We start from the raw sequence: 23,728 nt of genomic DNA on the forward strand, positions 1-23,728 counted from the left end.
CAGCCGCGCGAGGGCGCGGCGAGGCCACCACTAATCAGGAGATGAGCCGGGATCGAACGTCGGAGCGGCAGGGAGATGAGCCGTGGCGTCGCGACGGGCACGCCCGCCGACGAGCAGGACGAGGAGGAACAGCGCGCCCCCGAGGGCCGCCACGGGGGCGGCAGAACCGGCTCCGGTGATGGATGCGGACCCGCCGAAGGCACCAGCCGGGGCGAAGGAGAGCGGTGAGGAGTCCAGCGTCACCGAGCCGGCCGCTGCGAGGACCGGCAGGACGGCGATGTCCATGACGCTCGCGGCGCCCGGCGTGGCTGCGACGCGGACGGCGGCCGTGGTGAGCTCGGCGAGAGCCGTCCGAGCCTCGATGGTGGCAGGGGCAGTGAGCTGGACCGGTGCGTCCACAGCCGCACGCTGCGCTGCCACGGGTGTGGCGACCTCGGGCGCAGAAAGCGCCGCGGGCGCCTCGGGTGCAGCATCGGTGGTCAGCACGGGAGCCGGGGCCGGAGCGGCATCTGGCAGGACGGTCTCCGGCTGGGCGGCGGGAGCGGGAACGACGACGGGAGCGGGAACGACGACCGGAACGGCCCCGATGGCGGGAACCGGCAGGAGCTCGACCACGGGGTCGATGACCTCGGCAACGGGTGCCAGGACGACCGGCTCCACGACGTCGAGCACGGGCTGCGTCACTCCACCGACGACGGCGTCGACCGTCCCCACGACGGGGCTCGTCACTTCGGTCACGGTGTTCTGCGGGACGACGGACCGGACGATCGGTACCTGAGCGATGACGTTGTCGACGGTAGCTGTCACGGGAGGGAGGACGGAGCCCACGGGCTCCGTGAGGAGCTGAGTGACCTGCGGCGCCACGGGGGCGGGCGCCTGAGCGCTCCGGGCCGCTGACGCGAGGGGGTCCGTGAGGGCCGTGACGGGTGCGGCAGCGGTCTGGACGACGTCGGACACGGAACCGAGAAGACCTGACGAGGCGGGAAGTTCGGCTGCGGACGCTCCGCCGGCTCCGAGGGCCATCCAGCCGAGGGCGCCGGCTCCGGTGAGGAGGGAAAGGCGCAGGGTGGTAGCGAGAGACCGACGCTTTTGCATCTTCATCGCACTTACACCACCCAGGCTGAGACCGTTGAGCAACCATAAGCCCACTGCCGAGCGCCTGTAAACACCCGGCCGGAACGAGATCAGCCGGTGGGCCCCGAAGGGACCACCGGCTGATGGAGGAGGGACTGCTACGAGGCGAGGTGCTCGAGGACCTCGGAGAGCTTCGCAGAGGGTCGCATGACCTCCGTGACCTTCGTGACGTCCGGGTGGTAGTACCCGCCGATGTCCACCGGGGAGCCCTGCACGGCGAGCAGCTCGGCCACGATGGTGTCCTCGTTGCCCGTCAGCGCCTCGGCCACGCGGGCGAAGCTCTCGGCGAGCTCGGCGTCGTCGTCCTGCTTCGCCAGCTCCTCCGCCCAGTAGCGGGCGAGGAAGTAGTGGCTCCCCCGGTTGTCGATCTCCCCCGCCCTGCGGCTCGGGGATTTGTTCTCGAGCAGGAATGTTCCGGTGGCGCGGTCGAGCGTGTCCGCGAGGACCTGCGCGCGCGGGTTGTCCGTCGTCGTCGCCAGGTGCTCGAAGCTGACGGCGAGAGCAAGGAACTCACCCAGGCTGTCCCAGCGGAGGTGGTTCTCCTTGACGAGCTGCTGCACGTGCTTCGGCGCCGACCCGCCGGCTCCGGTCTCGAAGAGTCCGCCACCGTTCATGAGCGGAACGACCGACAGCATCTTCGCGCTGGTGCCGAGCTCGAGGATCGGGAACAGGTCCGTCAGGTAGTCACGCAGCACATTGCCGGTGACCGAGATGGTGTCCTCGCCTTTGCGGATGCGCTCGAGGGTGAAGGCCGTGGCGTCGACCGGCGTCATGATCTCGAGCTGGGCGTCGTCCGCCGGGTGCTCGGCCAGGTAGGCCTTGACCTTGCCGATGACGTTGGCGTCGTGGGCCCTGGTCTCATCCAGCCAGAAGACGGCGGGGGTAGCGGAGGCACGGGCGCGGGTCACGGCCAGCTTCACCCAGTCGGTGATGGCGGCATCCTTGGTCTGGCACGCGCGCCAGATGTCCCTGGGGGCGACGTCATGCTCGATGAGGACGGTCCCGGCGGCGTCAACCACCTGCACCTTGCCCTCGGACTGGATCTCGAACGTCTTGTCGTGGCTGCCGTACTCCTCGGCGGCCTGCGCCATCAGGCCGACGTTCGGCACGGTGCCCATGGTGGTGGGATCGAACGCGCCGTTCGCGCGGCAATCGTCGATGACCACCTGGTAGATCCCTGCGTAGCTGCTGTCCGGCAGCACGGCGAGCGTGTCCGCCTCCGAGCCGTCGGGGCCCCACATGTGGCCCGAGGTGCGGATCATCGCGGGCATCGAGGCGTCCACGATGACGTCGCTCGGGACGTGCAGGTTGGTGATGCCGTTGTCGGAATCGACCATGGCGATCGCCGGGCCGTCCTCCATCCCCTTCGCGATCGCCGCTTCGACACCCTCGCGGACGTCCGCGGGCAGCTTGTCGAGGCCCCCGAGGATCGACGCGAGGCCGTTGTTGGGGCTCAGGCCTGCTGCAGTGAGCTGCTCGCCGTAGGTCGCGAAGAGCTCGGGGAGGAACGCACGCACCACGTGACCGAAGATGATGGGGTCCGAGACCTTCATCATGGTGGCCTTGAGGTGGGCGGAGAAGAGCACGCCCTCCTCCTTCGCGCGGGCCACCTGGGCGGTCAGGAACTCGTTGAGGGCGGCAGCGCGCATGACCGTGCCGTCGACGACCTCACCTTCGAGGACCGGGATGGCTTCCTTGAGCACGGTCACGGCGCCGTTCGCCCCGACCTGCTGGATGGTGATGGTGGTGTCCGCGTCGATGACGACGGACTGCTCGTTCGAACGGAAGTCGTCGCGCGTCATGTGAGCCACGTTCGTCTTCGACTCCGACGTCCACGCCCCCATGCTGTGCGGGTTCTGGCGTGCGTAGTTCTTGACGGAGAGCGGCGCGCGGCGGTCGGAGTTGCCCTCCCGCAGCACCGGGTTCACGGCGCTGCCCTTGACCTTGTCGTACCGCGACCGGACGTCCTTCTCCTCGTCGGTGGACGGGTGGTCGGGGTAGTCCGGCAGCGCGTAGCCCTGCGACTGCAGCTCGGCGATGGCCGCCTTGAGCTGCGGGATGGAGGCACTGATGTTCGGCAGCTTGATGATGTTGGCCTCCGGCGTCTTCGCCAGGGCCCCCAGCTCCGCGAGCGCATCGGGCATCTGCTGTTCCGGCGTGAGGCGGTCACCGAAGAGTCCGATGATGCGTCCGGACAGTGAGATGTCGCGGATCTCCACCTCGACGCCGGCCGTGGACGCGAACGCCTCGACGATCGGCAGGAACGAGTAGGTGGCCAGCATCGGCGCTTCGTCGGTGTGGGTGTAGATGATCTTGGCCATGCGGTGGCGTCTCCCTGGTGGTCTGCGTACTGCGGTCGGGTGGGGGTCGGGCATCGGCTCTAACTTACCGAGGTGGCGCGGGCTTCGCCTAACAACTGGGAACGCCCGACGACGGCCTCGACAGGCCGACCATGCGTCAGTGGAAGAAGTGGCGGGCGCCCGTGAGGTAGAGCGTCACGCCGGCGGCGTTCGCGGCGTCGACGACCTCCTGATCGCGCACGGACCCGCCCGGCTGGACCACGGCGCGGACACCGGCGTCGAGCAGGATCTGCAGGCCGTCGGCGAAGGGGAAGAAGGCGTCCGACGCCGCGACGGAGCCGCGGGCGCGCTCGGTGTCGGCGAGGGTGTTGGCCCGCTCGACGGCGAGGCGGCAGGAGTCCACGCGGTTGACCTGACCCATGCCCACACCCACGGAGGCGCCGTTGGAGGCGAGGAGGATCGCGTTGGACTTCGCGGCGCGGCACGCCTTCCAGGCGAAGGCGAGGTCGGCCAGCGTGGCGTCGTCGGCAGGCTCACCGGCGGCGAGGGTCCAGCCCGAGGGGTCGTCGCCGTCGGCGTCGAGCCTGTCCGCGACCTGCATCAGCACTCCCCCGGAGACCTGGCGCATCTCCAGGGGGTTCCGGCCGTACCCCTCCGGCAGGGTGAGCAGCCGGATGTTCTTCTTCTGGGAGAGGATCTCGACGGCCTCGGCCGAGAACGACGGCGCGATGACCACCTCCGTGAAGATGTCCTTCACACTCGCCGCCATGCCCGCCGTGACCTCGCGGTTCGCGGCGATCACGCCGCCGAACGCCGAGACCGGGTCGCAGGCGTGCGCCTTCGCGTGGGCGTCCGCGATCGGGTCCGCGGCGTCCGCGGAACCGACGGCCACGCCGCAGGGGTTGGCGTGCTTGATGATCGCGACGGCGGGCTCGTCGAAGTCGAAGGCTGCGCGGAGGGCGGCGTCGGCGTCCACGAAGTTGTTGTAGCTCATGGCCTTGCCGTGGAGCTGGTCCGCCTGGGCGATGCCCGGCGTCGCGCCCCTCTCCACGTACAGCGCGGCCTCCTGGTGCGGGTTCTCGCCGTAGCGGAGCACCTCGGAACGCTCGAGCGCGAGGCCCGCGTAGCCGGGGAAGGTGAAGGCGTCGTCGTCCGTGTCGAACTGCTCGGCCGTCCAGGAGGCGACGGCGGTGTCGTACGCGGCGGTGTGCGCGAAGGCGAGCGCGGCCAGCCGGCGTCGCGCCCTCAGATCGAAGCCGCCCTCGGCGGCGGCGGTGACGACGTCGGCATAGCGCGCCGGGTCGACGACGACGGCGACCGACGGGTGGTTCTTGGCGGCGGACCGCACCATGGCCGGGCCGCCGATGTCGATCTGCTCGACGACGGCGTCGGAGTCCGCACCCGAGCGGACCGTCTCCACGAAGGGGTAGAGGTTCACGACCACGAGGTCGAAGGCCTCGATATCGAGCTCCGCCAGCTGGTCCACGTGCTCCTGGCGACGGCGGTCCGCGAGGATCCCGGCGTGCACCTTGGGGTGGAGGGTCTTCACGCGCCCGTCGAGGGTCTCCTGGAACCCGGTCACCTCGGACACCTCGGTCACGGGGACGCCTGCAGCCGCGATGCGCTGCGCCGTCGAACCGGTGGAGACGATCGAGACGCCGGCGCGATGCAGTCCCTGGGCCAACTCCTCCAGACCGGTCTTGTCGAACACCGAGATGAGTGCTCGTCGGAGGGGGACGCGGTCGAGGTGGGTCAGGCTCACGCAGGTGTCCGTTCGTGGTGGGTCGCCGGGGTCGCCCACGAGTCTATCGGGGCGGACGGCGGGGCCCGGGGCCGGTGCTCGACGATGTCGGTGGTGGATGGCACGCTGGGAGCCATGACGGACGCGCGTCCTGCCCTCACCGAGGACCTCTCGGGCAACGAACTGCTGCGCTGGTACTGGCTCCGGACCGAACTCGCGGCCTTCGCCCGGTCCGTCGGGGTCAGCACTGCGGGCGGCAAACAGGATCTGACGGCGACGCTCGTCGCGTACCTCGATCGCGATGCGTCCTCCTCCGGGTCGACGCCGGACGCGGGGTCGACGCCGGCCGTAGGGCGGGCGGTGCCCGTGAAGCCCCGGCGGCCCGCGGCGGCCGCGGCCCTCGTGGAGCCCCTGACTCCCGGGACGGTGCTCCCCGCGGGCCAACGCTGCTCCCAGCAGCTCCGCCGGTACTGCACCGAGGTGATCGGGCCCGCCTTCCGCTTCGACGAGGCCATGCGCGAGTTCATCGCGACCTCCGGCGGCCGCACGCTGGGCGACGCGGTGGAGCACTGGTACGCCACCCGATCGACGCCGGGCAGGGAGATCGGTGCGCAGTTCGAGCTCAACCGCTTCATGCGTGAGTGGCACCGGGGCCACCCGGGTGAACCGCGCTCGGCCGGGCTCGATGCCTGGGCGGTGCACCGATCCCTCCCCGTCGAGGCACGCGGGCAGACCACCTGAGCGCCTCCGGCAGGCCGGTCGCGCCGCACCGACGCCCGTCCAGGAGCCCGACGTCGCACGCCGTCACCCGTGAAGCGGGGCAGCAGCACGGCGGTACAGTTCTCCCAGACACCCGCCCCTTCCCCGGAGGCTTCATGAGCATCGACACCCAGCTCCCCACAGGCGACCAGGTGGTCCAGGAGCTTCCCTGGCGCTGGAAGGTCCAGGGGAAGATCTTCCTCATCGGCGGCCTCGGCTTCATGTTCGACGCCTGGGACGTGACCCTCAACGCCTATCTGATCCCGCTGCTCATCGCCGACTGGGGCATCGAACCGGGACAGGCCGCGTGGGTCGCCACGTCCAATCTGCTCGGCATGGCGATCGGCGCCTTCGCCTGGGGCTCGATCGCGGACATCATCGGCCGCAAGAAGGCCTTCGCGCTCACGCTGCTGGTGTTCTCGATCTTCACCGTGCTCGGCGCCTTCTCCCCCGACATCGTCTGGTTCTGCGTCTTCCGCTTCTTCGCGGGCGTGGGCCTCGGCGGGTGCATCCCCGTGGACTACGCCCTGGTGGGCGAGTTCACACCGCGACGCCAGCGGGGCAGGGTCCTCACCGCGATGGACGCCTGGTGGCCCATCGGTGCGTTCCTCTGCGGCGTGGTGACGACGGCGGTCATCGCGAACGGCGGGGACTGGCGCCACGCCATGCTGGTCCTGGTGTTTCCCGCGCTCCTCGTCTTCTGGGTACGGCGCGGCGTGCCGGAGTCACCCCTCTACCTCGTGCAGCGCGGTCGGAGCGAGGAGGCCCGTGCCGTCATCGACGACCTCGTGGACCGCACGGGCGCGGAGCGGCGCGCGTGGCGCCTGCCCGAGCCCGAGGCGACCCCGAAGCTCTCGATCGGCAGTGTGTCCGGGCAGCTGACGGGCCTCTGGCGCTTCAACTGGCGCATCACGCTCACGGCCTGGAGCCTGTTCCTCACCATCCTGCTGGTGTACTACGGCGCCCTGACCTGGATGCCGCGCATCCTGATCCAGTCCGGCTACGGGCAGTCGGTGGCCTTCATCACGACGACCTTCATGACCGGCGTCGGGTTCCTCGGGGTCGTGGCCGCCGCGCTGCTCGTGGAGCGCGTGGGCCGCAAGTGGCTCCTCGCCATCACCGGCCCGGGGTCGGCGCTGCTCCTCGTGATCTTCGCCCTGACGCTCGACCTCCCCGCCGTCGCGACGGCCTGGCTGCTCGGCTTCGGCTTCGTGGTGCAGGTGGCCATCCCGGTGCTCTACACCTACGTCTCCGAGCTGTACCCCACGGAGCTGCGCGGCAGCGGCTTCGGATGGGCGTCCACCATCTCGCGCATCGGCGCCGGCCTCGTACCGCTGATCTTCGGCACCCTGCTGTGGCCCTACCTCGGCCTCCCGCTCACCTTCGCGCTGATCGGCGGCCTGGTTGTCCTCGCGGTGGTCTTCATGGCGTTCAACGCGCCGGAGACCAAGGCCGAAACCCTGAGGTGACCGCGGGTCCCCCGACCCGCGTCCCGACCACGGAAGGAGTGCCACCCGCGAGGGTGGCACTCCTTCCGTTCGTGGTGATGCCGTGGTGCGTGTGGAGCAGTGGGGCGGGTGGAACCGTGGCCGACTACGCCTCCGGCAGCTCCGCGTCCGGGGTCTCCTCGAGCGAGACGAGGGCCCAGGCGCCGTCCGCGTAGCGGACCGTCGCGGTGTAGATGGTTCCTTCGGACGAGTACGGGCGCTGCTCGGTGACCGAGCCGTCCTCGGCGAACTCCGTGTAGGCATCGGGGTTCACCGGGATCAGCGCGGTGACGTCGGCGCCCTCCGTGACGTCCTCCTCCGCCGTGGTCAGCAGCACGTTCTCGACCTTCGGCTGACCGCCCAGCACCCAGCCGCCGTCGTCGTACACACCCTGCAGGCGCTCGGCGTCCTCCTGCTCGGACGCAGCGCCGTCGAGGACCTCGGTGACCGCAGCGGAGTCGCCGGTCTGCAGCACATAGGACTTGAGGTCGAAGTAGTAGTAGAGGAAGGCCTTCGCTCCCGCGGGGGTCGCCTCGGCCACGAGGTCGTTGCTCGCGGGGCGCGAGATGTTGGCTGCGGCCGCCGTCGAGCTCGCAGGCGAGGGGCGGGTGTCCGCCGTCGTCGCGGGCGTGGACTCGGGGGTGCCGGCACAGGCCGTGAGTGCCAGGAGGGTGATGGCGGCGGTGGCCGCCGTACGTGCGAAGTTCATAGTGGTCCCAACGGAGTTCGAGAACGGAAGTGGCGCGAAAGCCTTCTCCACTTTACCGATGCCCAAGGCAACTTCCCGACGCCGACCGCCACCGCATGCCCGAGGTGCGCACATTCGGCCCGGAACGTCGGACGTGCCCATACTGAATGGATGAAATCCCTTCTCATCGCCCTCGCCCTGATCGCCCTCGTGCTCCTGGTTCTCGGAATTGCAGTCGAGACCCTGAAGTTCCTGCTCTACATCGGTCTCGTCGTGCTGGTCGCGTCGGCCGTCCTCCTCGTGCTCCAGCGCGTCCGTTCGCGGGTGCAGCGATAGTTCGCAGGTCGGCCGGACCGGCCGTCGATCCGCCGACGGCCGGGCTCCTGTCCGGGAGCCGGTTCCTGCATCAGAGCCAGTTGTTGCGCTTGAAGGCCCAGTAGAGGCCGCCGCCCATGGCCAGCATGAGGACGAGGGCGAACGGGTAGCCGAGCGTCCAGTGCAGTTCCGGCATGACGTCGAAGTTCATGCCGTAGATCGAGGCGATCAGGGTGGGAGCGAAGAGGATGGCCGCCCAGGAGGAGATGCGCTTGACGTCCTCGCCCTGGTGGAGCGACGTCTCGCTGAGGCGCGTCATCTCCTCGTTCTGGCGCTGCGCGACGAGCGTCGAGTGCACCGTCAGCGCGTTCTGCAGCAGTGCCCTGAAGGTGTTCACGCGCTCGACGACGCGGATCACGTGGTCCTGTACATCGCGGTAGTTCCGGCTGAGCTCGGCGTCCAGCTGGTATTTCTCCGAGCCCCTCAGAAGCGCCTCCATCATGTTCTCGAGTGGCTGCGTTGCCCGCTGGAACTCGATCACCTCCCGGTGCAGTTCGTAGATGCGCCGCGAGACGTCCGGTGATCCGCCGAACAGTTCGTCCTCGATCTCGTCGATGTCGTTCTCGAGGCCCTGGACCACGGGTTGGTACTCGTCCACCACCTGGTCCAGCAGCGCGTAGAGCACGGCCTGCGGACCGAGGCACAGCAGCGTCGGGTCCGCCTCGAGCCGGCGGCGCACCACCGCGAGGTCCGGTGACTCGGCATGGCGCACGGTGACCACGAAGTCGTGTCCCACGAAGATGTGGAGCTCCCCGAACTCCACCTTCTCCTCGGCGTCGAGGTAGCGGGCCGGGCGGAGCACCACGAACAGCGTGTCCTCGTAGCGCTCCAGCTTGGCGCGCTGATGCCCGTTGTGGGCGTCCTCGACGGCGAGCGGGTGCAGGTTGAACTCCGCCTCGACGGCGCGCAGCTCCTCGCGCTCGGGCCGGTACAGCCCTATCCACCCCATGCCGCCGCTGTCCCTCATCAACTCGAAGGTCTGGTCCAGCGTCTCGGGGTTGATGCGTTTGCGGCCATCCACGTAGACGGCGTTGGCCACGAGGGTCATCGGCGCGGCGCCTCGGGTGCCCCGGCCGCGAGCGCGGCGAGGGTCTCGATGAGCAGCCTGCGTTCCTCGACCTTGATGCGCTCGTGCAGTGAGGCCTCGGTGTCCCCGGGCAGCACGGCCACCGGCGCCTGCGCGAGGATGGGCCCGGTGTCCACGCCGGCGTCGGCGATCATCACCGTGCAGCCCGTGATCTTCACGCCGTAGGCGAGGGCGTCGCGGACCCCGTGGGCACCGGGGAAGCTCGGGAGGAGGGCGGGGTGCGTGTTCAGGTACCGGTCCGGGAAGCGGTCGAGGAACTGCTGGTCGACGATTCGCATGAAGCCGGAGGACACCACGTAGTCGGGTTCGTGCGCGGCGACGGCCTCCGTGAGTGCCCGGTTCCACGCGGCGCGGTCGTCGAACCGACGGAACTCGACCTCGAAGGTGGGGATCCCTGCGTCAGCGGCGCGCTGCACTCCCCCGGTGCCGGTCCGGTCCGCTCCGACGGCGGCGATCGTGACCGGCAGCGTGCCCTCGCCGACGGCGTCGATCACTGCCTGGAGGTTGGATCCGCTCCCGGAGACGAGGACTACGATGCGCATGGACCAACCATAGGGTCTCCCCTCACCTAGGGTTGAACCGGCGGACCACGGTCGCGGAACGATCCGCAGGCGGAGTCGGAACACGGAGGAATCATGGCGGGGCAGGGCACGCCGAAGGGCGCACGTACGACCGGGAGCGAACGCGAGCGGCCCGACGACCCCGCGAAGGCCTCCGCGCAGCTGTGGTTGAGGCTCTTCCTCCTGGCCCTCTTCGGCGCCGTCCTGACCAGCAGCCTGGCGCTTCCGTGGAAGGTGGCCGGGCTCGTCCTGGCGCTCACCGCACTGGCCCTCGGCGTCGTCGCCCTCGTGAAGGTGCTCGGCGCGAAACTCCACCGCATGGTGCTCGTCGCGACCTGCCTCGGGCTCGCCGCCTCGCTCTTCCTGGCGGCCGGCGTGGGCGCCTCGGTTCTCCTCTGGCCCGTGACCGAGCGGTACGAGGACTGCATGTCCCGTGCCCTCACCCTCCAGGCCACGAGTGAGTGCGAGGAGGGGCTGCGCCGGCTCGACGGCGTGAGCGGCTGACGCCTCCAGACAGCCGTAGAAGCCCACGCGAGCGCGAGCGGCCCGGTCCTCCCCGGCGGCGGTTCGGTCAGCGGCGGTTCGTCAGCGGCGGCGCGGCTCCCGTTCGAGGAGCGGCCCGACGGCGTGTCCGAGCACCGCTCCGACGAAGACCTCCAGCGCGAGCCACAGCCCCACCAACAGGGGATCCGGCCCGAGGTCCGTCAACCGGCCGAGTCCGAGCGATGCCCGCGAGAGCAGCGCGACGCCGGCGCCCGCCAGGCCCGCGGTGACACCGATGAGGAGCGCGAGCGCGAGCGTCGAGGCGGTGGACGTCAGCCAGCGGAGGTCGCTGTGGAGCACGAGCCATTCGTCGAGGTGATTCTCCCCTTCCCGAAAGAACCACCAGCCGGCCAGCAGCCCGGCGAGGACGGGGATGGCGAGCGCCGCATAGCCGTACTCCAGCACCCCGGCGGGCAGGGCACCGAGCACGGGGAGTGCCGGCAACGGACCCACGGTGCTCGCCAGCGGCGTGATCGCGCTGCCGCTGCCGAGAGCGAAACCGGCACCCGTGGACCACGCCATGGTCCACGCGGCAAAGTTGGGCAGCAGGCCGAGCTGCACGAGGGTGACCACCGAGGCCCCGGCGATCCCGCCGTCGATACGCTCGTACACGGCCGCGATCTCCGCCCAGTTCCAGCCGACGGCGACGGCCAGCAGCACGGACGCGAGCGCCAGCGACACGAGCACCGCGAGGAGACCGGCGCGGATCACGGACCACGCGTAGGAGCCCGCCCAGCGGGAGTGCTGGCTGGTGCGCGCCACCCAGGCCGCGGCGTCGACCCCCACGAGTCGGCTCCACGCCCCCGCCTCGCGGTAGGCACCGCAGAGCAGGCCGACGGCGGCGGAGACCGGCGGCACCAGGGCCCCCGCGAGGACCGGCGCCGTTGCCGCGGACGTGCTCGAGAAGGAGGCCACGAGGGCTCCCACGCCGGCGTAGGTCACGAGGGCGCCGAGCAGCGCCTGCCACAGCTGGTCCGTGTAGGAGGCACGGGCGAGCCGTCGGCCCGCGCGCCAGGCGAGGGCGAGCGGGATCAGCACGAGCCCGAAGGGGATCACGTGCAGGACCCCGGCCTCCGGCGAGCCCTGCAGGACGAGCGGCACACCGTGCATCACGAGCCACGCCTGGCCGGCGAGGCGCGCGGCGGTCTCGGCCGACCCGTCGGCGAAGCCGCCCGTGAGCCACACGGCAGCCACGGGAATCACCACGAGCAGCGCGGAGATCACGGCTGCCTGGCCGAGCTCGAACACTCCCTGCAGCCACAGGGGCATGGGAAGGGCACGGGGTTTCACGGGGAGTTTCATCCCCTCCATGGTGCCACCGGGCGTCCTCATGAGCGCCGACCGACGCGGCTCCTCGCGGTGTGCGGGTGAGGACGTGCAGGTGTGGTCAGCCCGCGATGTCGACGAGTCCCTTGACCACGGCGAGGCCTGCTCCGACGAACGCGATCACGACGACGAACAGGCGCGCCTGGTCGTCGCGCACGAACCGCGCCAGCTTCTCGCCCACGAAGATCCCCGTGATGATGGCCACGAGGATGGCGATCCACATCCACACCGCGAGGACGGGCGCCTGAGTGGGGTCGATCAGCAGCTTGGTCACCAGCGTCACCAGCCCGATGGTCATGAAGAACGGCTGGAGCGTCGCCGCGAAGGACCGCTGCGGCCAGCGTGAGAGCAGGGCGTAGGCACTGACGGCGGGGCCGCCGACCCCCGCCATCGAGTTGGTCACGCCGGCGGTGAATCCGGCGACGACCTTCGGCGGGTTGCCGCGGACCACGACGTCGGACCGCTGGAGCACGAGGGAGATGGTGAGAGCCACGAGGACCACGGCGCCCACGGTGACGGACAGGGGCGCCGAGGGGACCGCGACGGCGAGGATGGAACCCGGGATGGAGCCGAAGAGGGACGGGACCACGAGCCACCGGAACATGCTCCAGTCGATGTCCCGCCACACGCGCCCGAGGATGATCGCCGAGGACACCACACCGCAGATGTTCACCAGCAGCACGCCCGCGTGGGGTCCGAGGATGATCACGAGGAAGGGGGCGATGAGCAGGGCGAACCCGAGGCCCGCGATGCGCTGGGCGACGGCCCCCACGAGGATGGAAACCAGCACGATGCAGAAGATGCCGAAGGTCACCCGAGCTACAGTACGCCGGGGCAACGAACCACTCCCGACCGCACCGCACCACCCCTCCTCTGTGACGTGACCGGCGGTAGCCTGATGCCATGACCGCCCTCACCACGGCCCTGGCCACCGCCGACTGGCGCCGCCGCGTCTTCGGACTGTACGAGGAGGTCCGCGTGTGCGCGGCGACCGAGTCGCCGGAGGCGGCCCACGGCCTCTGGGTGCTGGGGCGCAACGAGCTGTTCCGTTCCCACCCGGCGTCGGCCCTCTCCGCGGACGCGAGGGCCTCCTTCGCCGGACTGGCGGTGGCGCCCTACGACCCCGCGTTCCGCTTCGAAGCGGTGCTGGAGGACGACGGCGCAGGCCAGGTGATGGACGTCGAGACGGGCACCGACGGCGTGGTGCCGTTCCGCCGCCTCGGGTCGCTCACCCTGGCCGGTCTCGGGAAGCTCGCCCTCTGGAAGCTCGCGTCCTACGGTGGCGGGCTGTTCCTGCCGCTGCGCGACGGCACCGCGGGTGTACCGGGCGGCACCTACGGCGGCGGCCGGTACGTCCTCGACACCATCAAGGGGGCGCACCTCGGCGAGGGCAGGGGCGCCGGCAGCCTCGTGGTGGACCTCAACTTCGCGTACAACCCGTCCTGCGCCTACGACGAGGCGTGGGCCTGCCCGCTCCCCGGGCCCGACAACAGGCTGCGCGACGACGTCCCGGTCGGGGAGCTGTACCGCGAGTACTGACGGCGGATCCGCCGCACCACCGCGCCGGAACAGTACGTAGGCTGATCACTTCCGGCGGAATCGTTCCGCCTCAGGACGTCCGAGGAGCGACCGTCGGTGAAGCATCCGGTGAACAAGGCGATCAACCAGGCGATGGACCCACCGACGGACCCGGCAGCGGATCAGGCGCTCTCCCGGCAGTCCGCGTGGCGGCGGCGCACCGAGATCCCCCTGATCCTCGCCGCGCTCGCGTATCTCGCGGCGTACTCGGTGCAGGTGACCCTGGATCCGGAGCCCGCCCTCGCCGTCGTGCTCGAAGCGGTGATCTGGGGCGTATGGGCCCTCTTCCTGCTCGACTACGTGGCCACGCTGCTCCAGGCTCCCGAGCGCGGCCGGTGGTTCGTGCGGCACCTGCACGAGCTGGTCATCCTGCTCCTGCCCGTCCTCCGGCCACTGCGACTGCTCCGTCTGGTGCCGCTGCTGCGGGTGCTCAACCGCTCGGGCGGGGACGTGCTGCGCGGGCACATCGTCCTGTACGTCGTCTCCGCGATGGTGGTGCTCGGCTACGCCGGGGCACTGGCCGTGCTCGACGTGGAGCAGGAGGCGCCCGGAGCGACGATCACCACCCTGCCCGACGCCCTGTGGTGGGCGCTGACCACCGTGACCTCCGTGGGCTACGGCGACTACTATCCGGTGACGGGAGCCGGACGCCTCGTCGCGGCCGGGCTCATGATCGGCGGGATCGGCGTCCTCAGTGCGGTCACGGCGGCGTTCGCCTCGTGGCTCGTGGAGAACGTGGCGTCGGCGCGCGCCGCCGAGGCCCAGGACCCGGGGTCCGACCAGCGCGTCCAGCAGCGGCTCGACAGCGTGAGCCTGCAGCTCGACACCCTGACGCGGCAGCTGGCGCACGGCGCCCACGCCGGCCGCGAACACGCGGGTACCGACCACGCTGCCAACGACCACGCGGGCCGCGACCACCCGGAGCAACGCACGGGGAACAGCCCGGATCGCAGCGCGACCTGACAGGGCGCGTCCGCGCCCCATTTTGCCGACTGTTCACCCGACCTCCACCCGGTGGTGGCCCCCCGAGCGTCGGGGAGCGGGACGCTTGAAGGGTGAGGATCGCTGTCGTCGCTGAATCATTCCTGCCCCACATGAACGGGGTCACCCATTCGCTGCTCAAGGTGCTCGCGCACCTGAGGAGCCGCGGTGACGACGTCCTGGTCATCGCGCCGTCGTCGTCCTGGCTCGACGACGAGGCGCCCGCCACGGTCGAGGGGTACCCGGTGAACACCCTGCCGTCCGTGCCCCTGTCCGGGTACGCCAACGTACGGCTCGCCGCCGGGACGGTGGCGCGGGTGCGCCGCATCCTCGCCGAGTTCGGGCCCGACGTCGTCCACATCGCCTCGCCCTTCGTGCTCGGCTGGCGTGCCGTCCAGGCCAGCGAGCAGCTCGGCATCCCCTCCGTGTCCATCTACCAGACCGAGGTGCCCGCCTACGCGGCGCGCTACGGCTTCCCCTGGCTGGAGTCCTTCCTCTGGCAGCGCGTCGAGAACATCCACGACGCCTCCACCCTCACCCTCGTGCCTTCCTCCTTCGCGCTCGACCAGCTGCGCTCCCACGGCGTACAGCGCCTGAACCTGTGGCGGCGCGGCGTGGACACGGAGCGCTTCAGCCCCACCCGGTACGACGCCGAGTGGCGGGCCTCCGTGGCCGGCCCGGAGGAGCGCCTCATCGGGTACGTGGGCAGGCTCGCGGCAGAGAAGCAGGTGGAGGACCTCGCGGTGCTCGACGCCATGCCGGGCACGCGCCTGGTGATCATCGGTTCCGGGCCACTGAAGGAGAGCCTCCGGGCGAAGCTCCCCCGCGCGTACTTCGCCGGGTTCCAGAGCGGACTCGACCTCGCAAGGATGGTCGCGTCCCTCGACCTCTTCGTGCATCCCGGCGAGTCGGAGACCTTCTGCCAGACCATCCAGGAGGCCATGGCGTCGGGGGTGCCGGTGGTGGCCGTCGGCCGCGGCGGGCCACTGGACCTCGTGGACCCCTCCCGGACCGGGTGGCTCTACCGGCCGGGGGATCTCGCCGGCCTGCGGGACGCCGTCGCGGACCTGACGGGTGATGACGCCAAGCGCCGGGCCTTCGGCCGGGCAGCGCACGCCTCCGTGCAGGGACGCACCTGGCCGGTCCTCTGCGAACAGCTCGTCGGTTTCTACGAGAAGGCCATCGCTGTGCAGGCGCGCCGCGCCGAAGTGGCGGACAGGGTTCGGCGCGCCCCGTAGCAACACGCACCTCCGGTTCCCCTCCTCTGGACCCTGCACCCACTGTGGGGGTAGGGTGCCCGCCGACAGAACGGACGGGTAGCAGGACCTATCATGGGGAAGTCACACGCCCATCCCTGGAGGTTCCGATTACCGATACCGCTGCCCAACACGACATCTACTTCGGCGCACCCGAGCCGGAGAACGAAGCCGAGATCCTTGAATCGGCGTCGCGCGCGGCGGTGGCGCGCCTCGAGGGCCGCTCGGACATCACGACGGTCAAGCGACGGTTCACCCTGGTGAACCGCGACCGCACCCCCCACCAGGCCATGGTGGAGGACCTCCTGTTCATCCGGGCAGCGCTCGATGCCGCGGGCATCGGCTTCCTGCTGGTGCGCGGCAACGACCAGCGTCCCGTCATCGCCGTCAACCTCGACGACCGCGAACGGCTCCGTGCCGCCCTGGTCGAGGCCTGCCGTGACGAGCCCTTCTACTCCCGCTCCGTGGACACCAAGCGCCGCACCACGCTCCTGGTGAGCGACGGCCAGCTCTCCTCGAGCGGCAAGGCCCGGATCTTCCGGCTCTTCCGGCCACGGATCGAGCCGCTGGGCGGCCTCGCGTACGGCCCGTCGGCCGGCGTGCAGATCGAACTGTGGACGCTCGGCGCCACCTCGATCGAACTGCCGATGGAGAACTCGCTCACGCGACGCACCCTGCCGGCCGCCGAGGTGGTGCGCGGTGAGGTGGTGCGTCACGGGCTCACCTGGCCCACCATCGACAACATGTTCGCCGACCACGCCACGGACATCGATTTCGACATCGACCTCGTCTTCTCCTGGGTGGACGGCAGCAGCCCCGAGTACCAGGCCGCCCGAGCCGCGCGCCAGAAGGGCGTGGTGGTCGGCGAGGGCGACGACCACGAGGCGCGCTTCCGGCAGATCGACGAACTGAAGTACGCCCTGCGCTCGGTGTACATGTTCGCGCCCTGGGTGCGCCGCATCTTCATCGCCACGGACTCGGACCGGCCCGCATGGCTCGCCGATCACCCGTCGGTGACCCTGGTGCGCTCGGAGGAGCACTTCACGGACCCCTCGGTGCTCCCGACCCACAACTCCCAGGCCGTCGAGGCCCAGCTCCAGCACATCCCGGGACTGTCCGAGTACTTCCTCTACTCCAACGACGACATGTTCTTCGGCCGGCCCGTGGCCCCCGACATGTTCTTCTCCCCCGGCGGTGTCACGAAGTTCATCGAGGCCGCCACCCGCATAGGCCTCGGTGAGAACGACGCCGAGCGCAGCGGCTTCGAGAACGCGGCCCGCGTGAACCGGCGTCTGCTCCACAAGCGCTTCGGCCGCATCACCACGCGGCACCTCGAGCACACGGCCGCCCCTCTGCGGAAGAGCGTGCTGCTCGAGATGGAGCGCGAGTTCGCGGACGAGTTCACGGCGACGGCAGCCTCCCGCTTCCGCGCCAAGGACAACATCTCGGTCACCAACTCGCTGTACCACTACTACGCGCTCCTGACCGGGCGCGCGGTCACGCAGGAGATGGCGCGGGTGCAGTACGTGGACACCACGCTCCGCTCCGGGCTGAAGAGCCTCAACAAGATGCTCGACAAGCGGAACCACGACTTCTTCTGTCTGAACGACGGCAGCTTCCCCGAGGTCGCAGCGGAGGAGCGGGCCCATCTCGTCACGGACTTCCTCGAGAAGTACTTCCCGGTCAAGGCTCCCTGGGAGGTCTGACCGACCCGTCGGAGGGGCTCGGTCAGCAGCCGGAGTCGCTGTGGAAGGCCCTGGCGTCGTCGACGAGACCGCCGATCCCGGCGCTGTCGCAGTTGGTGGCGATCAGCGTCAGGTAGAGTGCCGCCGAGACCACGGCGCACACGAGGGCGATCAGCAGCGGAACGAGCGTCGCGAGCCGTCGGGTCTGCATGGACACAGGATGGTACCGGCCCGGATCGTCGTTGTCCCGCCTCGCCGGCGACCGGGTGCAGGGCGGCGCGGAAACCACCGGACGACGCCGCATTGCCACGTCCGGGCGCGAAACACCAGACCTCAGGAGCACGCGCCGGCACCCGTCGGAGGGTCTGGGTCGCGTGCCAGACTGCCGCCATGCAGACCTTCCTGCCCTACCCCGACTTCGAGGCCAGCGCCCGTGTGCTGGACCAGGCCCGGCTCGGCAAGCAGCGCGTCGAGACCCTGCAGGCGCTGCGCGCGCTCGTGATCCCCGACTACGGCTGGCGCCAGCACCCGGCCATCCGGATGTGGATGGGGTACGTCCCCGCCCTGACGGTCTACGGGCTGGCGATGGTGTCCGAGTGGGTGTCCCGCGGTCACGCGGATTCCACCCAGCGGCTGATCCTCGAGTTCGCCCCCCACGTGCTCGACGACCCCGACGTACCGATGCCGCCCTGGCTCGGCGACCCGGCGGTGCATGCCAGCCACCAGTCGAACCTCGTGCAGAAAGCACCCGAGTTCTACCGCAGCCGCTTCCCCGGCGTCCCGGAGGACCTGCCCTACAGCTGGCCGGCGCCCGAGCAGGAACTCATTCCCGCCGAGCCGACCGCGAACCGGCTCTGGGTGTGGCGTGCGGCCCAGCACCCTCCTGAGGGCGACGCCACACTCCTCATGCCGCCCGAACCACCCGGCGGCCGGGCTGCTCCGAAGTGGGAGCGGCAACTGCACACCTTCGAGGAGGCGGTGGCCGCCGGCGACGCCGTCGCCATCGCCGATCCTGACGGCGAGCACTTCCGGACGGGGCACGTGGGGGACGTCCTGATGCACGAGGACGGTCTTCTGCGTCCGGCGCACCTGCACGGATGGCTGCGGCGCTCCGACTTCGATCCGCCCGCCCTGCTGCAGGACCCGCGGACGCTGTTCAGCGTCGGGCTGCCCGCCGGCGTCACCGTCTGAGAGGGCCCCGGCCTCGTCCCGGGGGCCGGACACCCATTCTGCATCTTCGTCGGCTGATCGGAGCACGCTGACGAAGCGGCGGAACGCTCGGCGCGGACCGCCTCAGGCGGAGGTGAGCTGGCGCGCGCCCTCCGGGAAGGTGACACCGTGCGCCTCGAGCCGTCGGCGCGTCTCCTCCCGCGGAACCACCTCACCGACGGACGAGTGACGGCCGGCGGGCACCACCGAGTGCACGATCGTCTCCTCGTACACGTGCACGAGGTTGTAGGACTGGGCGCCGTCACGGCCGCGGGTGCCACCGCCGTCGAACAGGAGGTCCTGCGTGTAGCAGGTGGCGCTGGCCACCGAGACGGGCACGCCGGCGAACATCGCCGTCGTCGAATAATGCAGGTGCCCGGCGAGGATGCTGCGGACGTCCGAGCCGCGCACCACGTCCGCGAGCGAGCGCTGGCCCCGGAGCTCCACCAGCACGGCGAGATCCTGCACGCTGGGAACGGGCGGGTGGTGGAGGGCGAGGATGGTGCCGTGGGGTGCCGGGACCTCGAGCTGGTCCGCGAGCCACCGGAGCTGCGCGCCCGTGAACTCGCCGTGGTGATGACCCGGCACGGTGGAATCCATGGTGATGATTCGCAACCCGTCGATGAACTGCACCTGATCCACCGGGGCGTCGGTGCCGTGGGCGGCCGGTCCGTGGAGCAGGCCCGCTCGGAAGGCGGCGCGGTCGTCGTGATTACCCATGGCCCAGATGACCTGGGCCCCGAGCCGGGCGGCCGCGGGCTCCACGATGGCCCGCAGTTTCACGTAGGCGCCGGGCTCCCCCTTGTCCGCGAGATCACCGGTGAACACGATCGCGTGGGGCCGGACGCCGGATGCCTCGAGGTCGTCGAACACCTCGCGGAGCCGCTGCTCGCTGTCCACCGCGCCGTAGAGGGGATCGTCCCCGCCGAGCAGGTGGGTGTCGCTCATGTGCAGGAGGAAGTGCTGGGGCCGGGGATGTTCCGCTGTCCGGGGGACCATGAGACCTTTTCCGATGGCTGGGGCGAGCTTCGCTTGTTCCCATCAAAACAGACCACGATCGGTGCCCCGTGAACTTTCTGCGGCAGGTCGAGAAACATTGCGGAAACTTCGAGCCGGTGGGCCATCGGGGTTGGAGCTTCGGCGCCCGTGCTGTTCACTGAGGCCTAAGGGGCTCAGTGATCAGGTCAAGGGAGATGCCGAGGGTGACACCTCCTCAACGAAACATCCAACTGGGCGCACTGCCCGACGCCGTGCTCTGTGAACGCGCCACCGACGGCGACACCGCGGCATTCGAGGTCCTCGCCCGCCGCTACGGCCCCATGATGCGCGGTTACGCGCTGCGGCTCACGGGCTCGACGGCGGACGCCGACGACGCCGTGCAGGAGACCCTCATCCACGCCTGGGACCACCTCGACGAACTGCGTGACGGCAGCGTGGTGAAGTCCTGGCTCATGCGCATCTGCGGGCGGAGGAGCATCGACATCGTGCGTCGGCGGCGGGACCACGCGGACTCTGAGACCCTCGCCGAGGTGCCTGACCACGCGCCGAGTCCCGAGAGCGCCACCATCGCCGGCTCGGGGCTGAACTCCCTGGCCGCGGCACTCGGAGCGCTCCCTCCCGAGCAGCGCCAGTGCTGGGTGCTGAAGGAGATCGGGGGTCTGTCCTACGACGAGATCGCGGCTCAGCTCGGGCTCAGCAGCGAGAGCGTCCGGGGACGCCTCGCACGGGCCCGCGCTACGCTGATGAAGGACATGGAGGGCTGGCGATGAGCGAAGCACCTGCGGACGACGCGCGCCGCGAGGACGATCCCTCCGTCGCGGACGACTGCGGCCACTCCCTCGACGAGCTCGACGATTTCCTCACCACCGGCGCCTCACCGTACGAGGGGCACTACCGCCAGTGCCCGCAGTGCCAGGCCGGCCTCGCGAGTCTCCGCTCCCTGAGCGAGCTGACGCGACGGCTCGCCGAGGAGGACACCCGGCAGGCCTCGGAGTCGGACGGCTGGCTCCAGGACATCCTCGCCAACCTGCGCCTCGAGACCCGGGCCGGGCGCTCGATCCCCGTCGCGTCCGAGGACCCCGACGACGGGCTCTCGGCGACCGAGGGCGCCGTGGTGGCACTCATCAGGAGCACGGGTGACGCGATCGACGGCGTCACGATCGGCAAGTGCCGGCTGCACGGGGAGATCACCGAACCCGGCGCCGAGACCCGTGTGGAACTGAGCGTCACGGCTCTGCACGGCTACCGCCTGCCCACCCTCGTCGAGACGCTCAGGGAGGCCGTGACCGAGGCGTTCGCGGTGCACACCGAACTCGTGCTCACCGCGGTGGACATCACGGTCTCCGACCTCCTCGAACTCGAGGAGGCCCCCGAGGACGACGACGTCCCCGACACGGACGGCACGGACGACGCCCGGAAGGACCAGCCATGAGCACGGAGCTGGAGAGGCTCGCCGACAGGATCGAGCAGACGGTCCTCGCGACCGACGGCGTCGCGGGCCTCTACCCACCCCATTCCGCCCTGAAGACCATCCTCACCGCGGGCCGCGCCCGTGCGGTGTCCACCGACGGCGAGGGACAGGTGGGACTGCGCGAGGAGGGTGGTGTCCTCGTGGTCCACATCCGCTTCGCAGGACTCGCGACGCACGCGGCGCCGGCGCTGGTCCGCAGCGTGGCAGCCTCCGTACGAAACGCTCTCGGTCCTCAGTCCACGGGCGCGGAAGTGCGGGTGCAGCTCTGCGCGATCGTCGCCGGGACCGATCTGCCGCGCGTCGTCGACGCCCTCCAGGACACCTAGCACCGCGCCGCCCGCGCCCCGTAGGCTTCTTCAAGCGCACCACCCACTCCAGCGAAAGGCACCACCATGGGTTTCCGCCCGAGCCACATCCCCCTCCGCCTCACCACCGGCGCCTTCATCCTCAACTCCGGCCTGGGCAAGACCAGCCTGGACGAGGGCACCGCGGGCTACCTGCAGTCCATGGCGTCCAAGGCGTTCCCGCAGTTCAGCCAGCTCGAGCCGCAGCAGTTCGGGAAGGTCCTCGCGGCCTCCGAGATCGCCGTGGGATCCGCCCTCCTCGCCCCGTTCGTCTCCAGCAAGCTCGCCGGCCTGGGACTGCTCGCATTCTCGGCAGGCATGATGACCATGTACTTCCGCACGCCGGAGCTCACCCAGGAGGACGGCGTACGTCCCACCCAGGACGGGACGTCGGTCGCGAAGGACATCTGGATGGTCGGGATCGCCCTCGCGCTGATCCTCGACCGCTCGAAGAAGTAGCCCGGGCGGCGCGCAGGGACCCGGAGGCCTGCTGATGTGCGGACGCTTCGTCATCGCGGGGAACAAGGCCGACCTCATCGACGCCTTCGAGGTGGACGAGTCGGTCGAGGACGAGATCGAGCCCTCCTGGAACGTCGCGCCGACCGACACCGTGCAGCTCGTGGTCGACCGCCTCGACCCGGATACCGGTGAGCTCACCCGCCGCCTCGAGACGGCCACCTGGGGCCTGATCCCCTCGTGGTCGAAGAGCGCGTCCGTCGGGTCACGCATGATCAACGCACGCAGCGAGACGGTGCTCGAGAAGCCGTCCTTCCGCGCTGCCGCGCTCAAGCGGCGCGGACTCGTACCCGCGGATGGCTACTACGAGTGGCGGAAGAACGCGGACGGCTCGAAGACCCCCGTGTACCTGCACGGGCCGGAGGGCGCGCACCTCGGCTTCGCGGGCCTGTACGAGTTCTGGCGCGACCCGGCGACGGCGTCGGAGGTCGAGCCGAAGGGCCGCTGGGTGGTGAGCTGCACCATCATCACGCGCCCCGCGAGCGACGCGCTCGGGCAGATCCACGACCGCACGCCCGTGATCGTGCCGCCCGAACTGCGGGCCGACTGGCTGGACCCGCGGCACGACTCCCGGCCTGCCGTACAGGAACTGCTCGACGCCCTCCCCGATCCGCACCTCATCCCCCGACTCGTGGGCCCGCGGGTCGGATCGGTGCGGAACAACGGCCCGGACCTGATCGAGCCGTTGCCCGAGGACCCGACCGCCGACGCCGAGCAGCAGACCCTGCTCTGACACCTTCCTGGTCCTACCGACGACACCTTCCGGGGCTCGCCGGGCTTCCCCGACGTTCCCTCGGCCGCCGATCCGCGCGCGTAGCCGTCCGGGCCGCTCCTGGGAAGGCCGGCCTCCCGCTGATCCCTGCTTGTCGCTCCGGGCGCTGCCGCCCTAGATTCGTGACCTGGACGCAACGGGACGGATCCGAGGAGACGCATGATCAGGACGGACATCGCGCCGGGTGTGCACTACGTGGAGCACGCGCGGACCAACGTGTACCTCGTCGAGGACGACGACGGCGTGCTGCTGGTCGACACGGGTCTGCCGCGCTCACGCACGGTGATCCTGGAGGCGCTCTCGAGGATCGGGCGCGGCATCGAGGACGTCCGTGCCGTCGTCCTGACGCACGGTCACTTCGACCACGTCGGGACGGCACGGCATCTGCAGACAGTGCACGGCATCCCCGTGTACTGCCACCCCGATGACACCGCGATCGCCGCGCATCCCTACCGGTACGAGCGCGAACGCACGCCCTTCGTGTACCCGTTCCTGCACCCGCGAGCCGTCCCCGGGCTCCTCGCGATGACGGCGGCTGGCGCGCTCGAGGTCAAGGGCATCCACGACACCCTGCCGCTGACCCCGGAGTCCGCGGCCGCGCTCCCCGGGTCGCCACTGCTCGTGCCCACGCCGGGGCACACCAAGGGTCACTGCGGGCTGCACTTCCCCGACCGCGACGCCGTCGTCAGCGGTGATGCGCTGGTCACCCTCGACCCCTACACCGGCGCGCCGGGGCCGCAGGTGGTGGCGCGCGCTGCGACCGCCGACACCGCGACCGCCATCCGCTCCCTCGCCGCCCTCGAATCGACGGGAGCACGGACGGTGCTGCCGGGGCACGGCTTCCCCTGGCGCGCCGGCGTCGGCTCCGCCGTCGCACAGGCACGCGAGGTGGGCGGCCACTGAGCCCTCCCCCGTCC

The 23,728-nt window shown here is 70.5% G+C and carries 25 protein-coding genes; 15 read left to right on the forward strand and 10 right to left on the reverse strand.

What is annotated here, in order from left to right:
- Positions 1–30: 30 nt before the first annotated feature.
- The 3 genes from AC4D12_RS12755 to purH all read right to left on the reverse strand — a co-directional run bounded on the left by AC4D12_RS12755 (position 31) and on the right by purH (position 5,196).
- Complete coding sequence (locus AC4D12_RS12755) at positions 31–1,101, reverse strand: hypothetical protein (protein WP_490950305.1); 1,071 nt, start codon at positions 1,099–1,101, stop codon at positions 31–33.
- A 131-nt stretch (positions 1,102–1,232) separates the two neighbouring features.
- Positions 1,233–3,455 carry an NADP-dependent isocitrate dehydrogenase gene (locus AC4D12_RS12760; RefSeq protein ID WP_490950306.1) on the reverse strand — a complete coding sequence of 741 codons (2,223 nt, stop codon included), beginning with the start codon at positions 3,453–3,455 and terminating at the stop codon, positions 1,233–1,235.
- A gap of 136 nt (positions 3,456–3,591) precedes the next feature.
- Entirely contained in the window at positions 3,592–5,196 is a 1,605-nt protein-coding gene (gene purH, locus AC4D12_RS12765; RefSeq protein WP_490950307.1) for a bifunctional phosphoribosylaminoimidazolecarboxamide formyltransferase/IMP cyclohydrolase, read from the reverse strand.
- A gap of 114 nt (positions 5,197–5,310) precedes the next feature.
- Between purH and AC4D12_RS12770 the strand changes: the two genes are divergently transcribed.
- Together AC4D12_RS12770 and AC4D12_RS12775 are read left to right on the forward strand one after the other, a co-directional pair.
- Positions 5,311–5,916, forward strand: coding sequence for a DUF6434 domain-containing protein (locus tag AC4D12_RS12770; RefSeq protein WP_490950308.1), 606 nt, complete (start codon positions 5,311–5,313; stop codon positions 5,914–5,916).
- A 134-nt stretch (positions 5,917–6,050) separates the two neighbouring features.
- Positions 6,051–7,403: an MFS transporter gene (locus tag AC4D12_RS12775; RefSeq protein ID WP_490950309.1), complete on the forward strand. Its 1,353-nt coding sequence runs from the start codon at positions 6,051–6,053 to the stop codon at positions 7,401–7,403.
- Between the two features lie 124 nt (positions 7,404–7,527).
- Here AC4D12_RS12775 and AC4D12_RS12780 read toward each other — a convergent pair whose 3' ends face one another.
- Positions 7,528–8,130: a DUF6318 family protein gene (locus AC4D12_RS12780; RefSeq protein ID WP_490950310.1), complete on the reverse strand. Its 603-nt coding sequence runs from the start codon at positions 8,128–8,130 to the stop codon at positions 7,528–7,530.
- A 150-nt stretch (positions 8,131–8,280) separates the two neighbouring features.
- Here AC4D12_RS12780 and AC4D12_RS12785 point away from each other — a divergent pair, with 150 nt between their 5' ends.
- Positions 8,281–8,445: a hypothetical protein gene (locus AC4D12_RS12785; protein ID WP_490950311.1), complete on the forward strand. Its 165-nt coding sequence runs from the start codon at positions 8,281–8,283 to the stop codon at positions 8,443–8,445.
- A 70-nt stretch (positions 8,446–8,515) separates the two neighbouring features.
- On the opposite strand, the gene corA is transcribed toward AC4D12_RS12785, so the two are convergent.
- A complete protein-coding gene (gene corA, locus AC4D12_RS12790) occupies positions 8,516–9,532 on the reverse strand; it encodes a magnesium/cobalt transporter CorA (protein ID WP_490950312.1) in 1,017 nt (338 codons plus the stop codon).
- Entirely contained in the window at positions 9,529–10,113 is a 585-nt protein-coding gene (gene purN / locus AC4D12_RS12795; protein ID WP_490950313.1) for a phosphoribosylglycinamide formyltransferase, read from the reverse strand. Before purN ends, corA begins: the two co-directional genes overlap by 4 nt.
- A gap of 93 nt (positions 10,114–10,206) precedes the next feature.
- Here purN and AC4D12_RS12800 point away from each other — a divergent pair, with 93 nt between their 5' ends.
- On the forward strand, positions 10,207–10,635 hold the full coding sequence (locus AC4D12_RS12800) for a hypothetical protein (RefSeq protein ID WP_490950314.1): 429 nt from the start codon (positions 10,207–10,209) through the stop codon (positions 10,633–10,635).
- A gap of 81 nt (positions 10,636–10,716) precedes the next feature.
- Here AC4D12_RS12800 and AC4D12_RS12805 read toward each other — a convergent pair whose 3' ends face one another.
- Entirely contained in the window at positions 10,717–11,976 is a 1,260-nt protein-coding gene (locus AC4D12_RS12805; RefSeq protein WP_490950315.1) for a cell division protein PerM, read from the reverse strand.
- Between the two features lie 85 nt (positions 11,977–12,061).
- On the reverse strand, positions 12,062–12,814 hold the full coding sequence (locus AC4D12_RS12810; RefSeq protein WP_490950316.1) for a TSUP family transporter: 753 nt from the start codon (positions 12,812–12,814) through the stop codon (positions 12,062–12,064).
- 89 nt (positions 12,815–12,903) lie between these two features.
- Between AC4D12_RS12810 and AC4D12_RS12815 the strand changes: the two genes are divergently transcribed.
- The 4 genes from AC4D12_RS12815 to AC4D12_RS12830 all read left to right on the forward strand — a co-directional run bounded on the left by AC4D12_RS12815 (position 12,904) and on the right by AC4D12_RS12830 (position 17,521).
- A complete protein-coding gene (locus AC4D12_RS12815) occupies positions 12,904–13,539 on the forward strand; it encodes a DUF1684 domain-containing protein (RefSeq protein ID WP_490950317.1) in 636 nt (211 codons plus the stop codon).
- A gap of 96 nt (positions 13,540–13,635) precedes the next feature.
- Positions 13,636–14,541, forward strand: coding sequence for a potassium channel family protein (locus tag AC4D12_RS12820; RefSeq protein ID WP_490950318.1), 906 nt, complete (start codon positions 13,636–13,638; stop codon positions 14,539–14,541).
- Between the two features lie 92 nt (positions 14,542–14,633).
- The gene (locus tag AC4D12_RS12825) at positions 14,634–15,797 is read left to right on the forward strand and encodes a glycosyltransferase family 4 protein (protein WP_490950319.1); all 1,164 of its coding nucleotides are present in this window, start codon (positions 14,634–14,636) and stop codon (positions 15,795–15,797) included.
- A 308-nt stretch (positions 15,798–16,105) separates the two neighbouring features.
- Positions 16,106–17,521, forward strand: a complete 1,416-nt coding sequence (locus tag AC4D12_RS12830; protein WP_490950652.1) for a stealth family protein — start codon at positions 16,106–16,108, stop codon at positions 17,519–17,521.
- Between the two features lie 22 nt (positions 17,522–17,543).
- Here the strand turns inward: AC4D12_RS12830 and AC4D12_RS12835 are convergent, their stop codons facing one another.
- Positions 17,544–17,711: a hypothetical protein gene (locus AC4D12_RS12835; RefSeq protein WP_490950320.1), complete on the reverse strand. Its 168-nt coding sequence runs from the start codon at positions 17,709–17,711 to the stop codon at positions 17,544–17,546.
- A 179-nt stretch (positions 17,712–17,890) separates the two neighbouring features.
- Between AC4D12_RS12835 and AC4D12_RS12840 the strand changes: the two genes are divergently transcribed.
- Positions 17,891–18,691, forward strand: a complete 801-nt coding sequence (locus AC4D12_RS12840; RefSeq protein WP_490950321.1) for an MSMEG_6728 family protein — start codon at positions 17,891–17,893, stop codon at positions 18,689–18,691.
- A gap of 102 nt (positions 18,692–18,793) precedes the next feature.
- Here the strand turns inward: AC4D12_RS12840 and AC4D12_RS12845 are convergent, their stop codons facing one another.
- Entirely contained in the window at positions 18,794–19,657 is an 864-nt protein-coding gene (locus AC4D12_RS12845) for a phosphodiesterase (RefSeq protein ID WP_490950322.1), read from the reverse strand.
- Positions 19,658–19,902: 245 nt separating this feature from the next.
- On the opposite strand from AC4D12_RS12845, the gene AC4D12_RS12850 reads away from it, so the two are divergent.
- From AC4D12_RS12850 to AC4D12_RS12875, 6 genes are all read left to right on the forward strand, one after another.
- On the forward strand, positions 19,903–20,478 hold the full coding sequence (locus tag AC4D12_RS12850) for an RNA polymerase sigma factor (protein WP_490950323.1): 576 nt from the start codon (positions 19,903–19,905) through the stop codon (positions 20,476–20,478).
- Entirely contained in the window at positions 20,475–21,140 is a 666-nt protein-coding gene (locus AC4D12_RS12855; protein ID WP_490950324.1) for an Asp23/Gls24 family envelope stress response protein, read from the forward strand. The genes AC4D12_RS12850 and AC4D12_RS12855 overlap by 4 nt, the downstream gene beginning before the upstream one ends.
- Positions 21,137–21,505, forward strand: a complete 369-nt coding sequence (locus AC4D12_RS12860; RefSeq protein ID WP_490950325.1) for a hypothetical protein — start codon at positions 21,137–21,139, stop codon at positions 21,503–21,505. The genes AC4D12_RS12855 and AC4D12_RS12860 overlap by 4 nt, the downstream gene beginning before the upstream one ends.
- Before the next feature lie 66 nt (positions 21,506–21,571).
- Entirely contained in the window at positions 21,572–21,982 is a 411-nt protein-coding gene (locus AC4D12_RS12865) for a hypothetical protein (RefSeq protein WP_490950326.1), read from the forward strand.
- A gap of 34 nt (positions 21,983–22,016) precedes the next feature.
- Positions 22,017–22,772, forward strand: a complete 756-nt coding sequence (locus AC4D12_RS12870) for an SOS response-associated peptidase (RefSeq protein WP_490950327.1) — start codon at positions 22,017–22,019, stop codon at positions 22,770–22,772.
- A gap of 198 nt (positions 22,773–22,970) precedes the next feature.
- Positions 22,971–23,714, forward strand: a complete 744-nt coding sequence (locus AC4D12_RS12875) for an MBL fold metallo-hydrolase (protein ID WP_490950328.1) — start codon at positions 22,971–22,973, stop codon at positions 23,712–23,714.
- Positions 23,715–23,728 lie beyond the last annotated feature (14 nt).

The organism is Arthrobacter sp. TJ-266, from assembly GCF_058269115.1.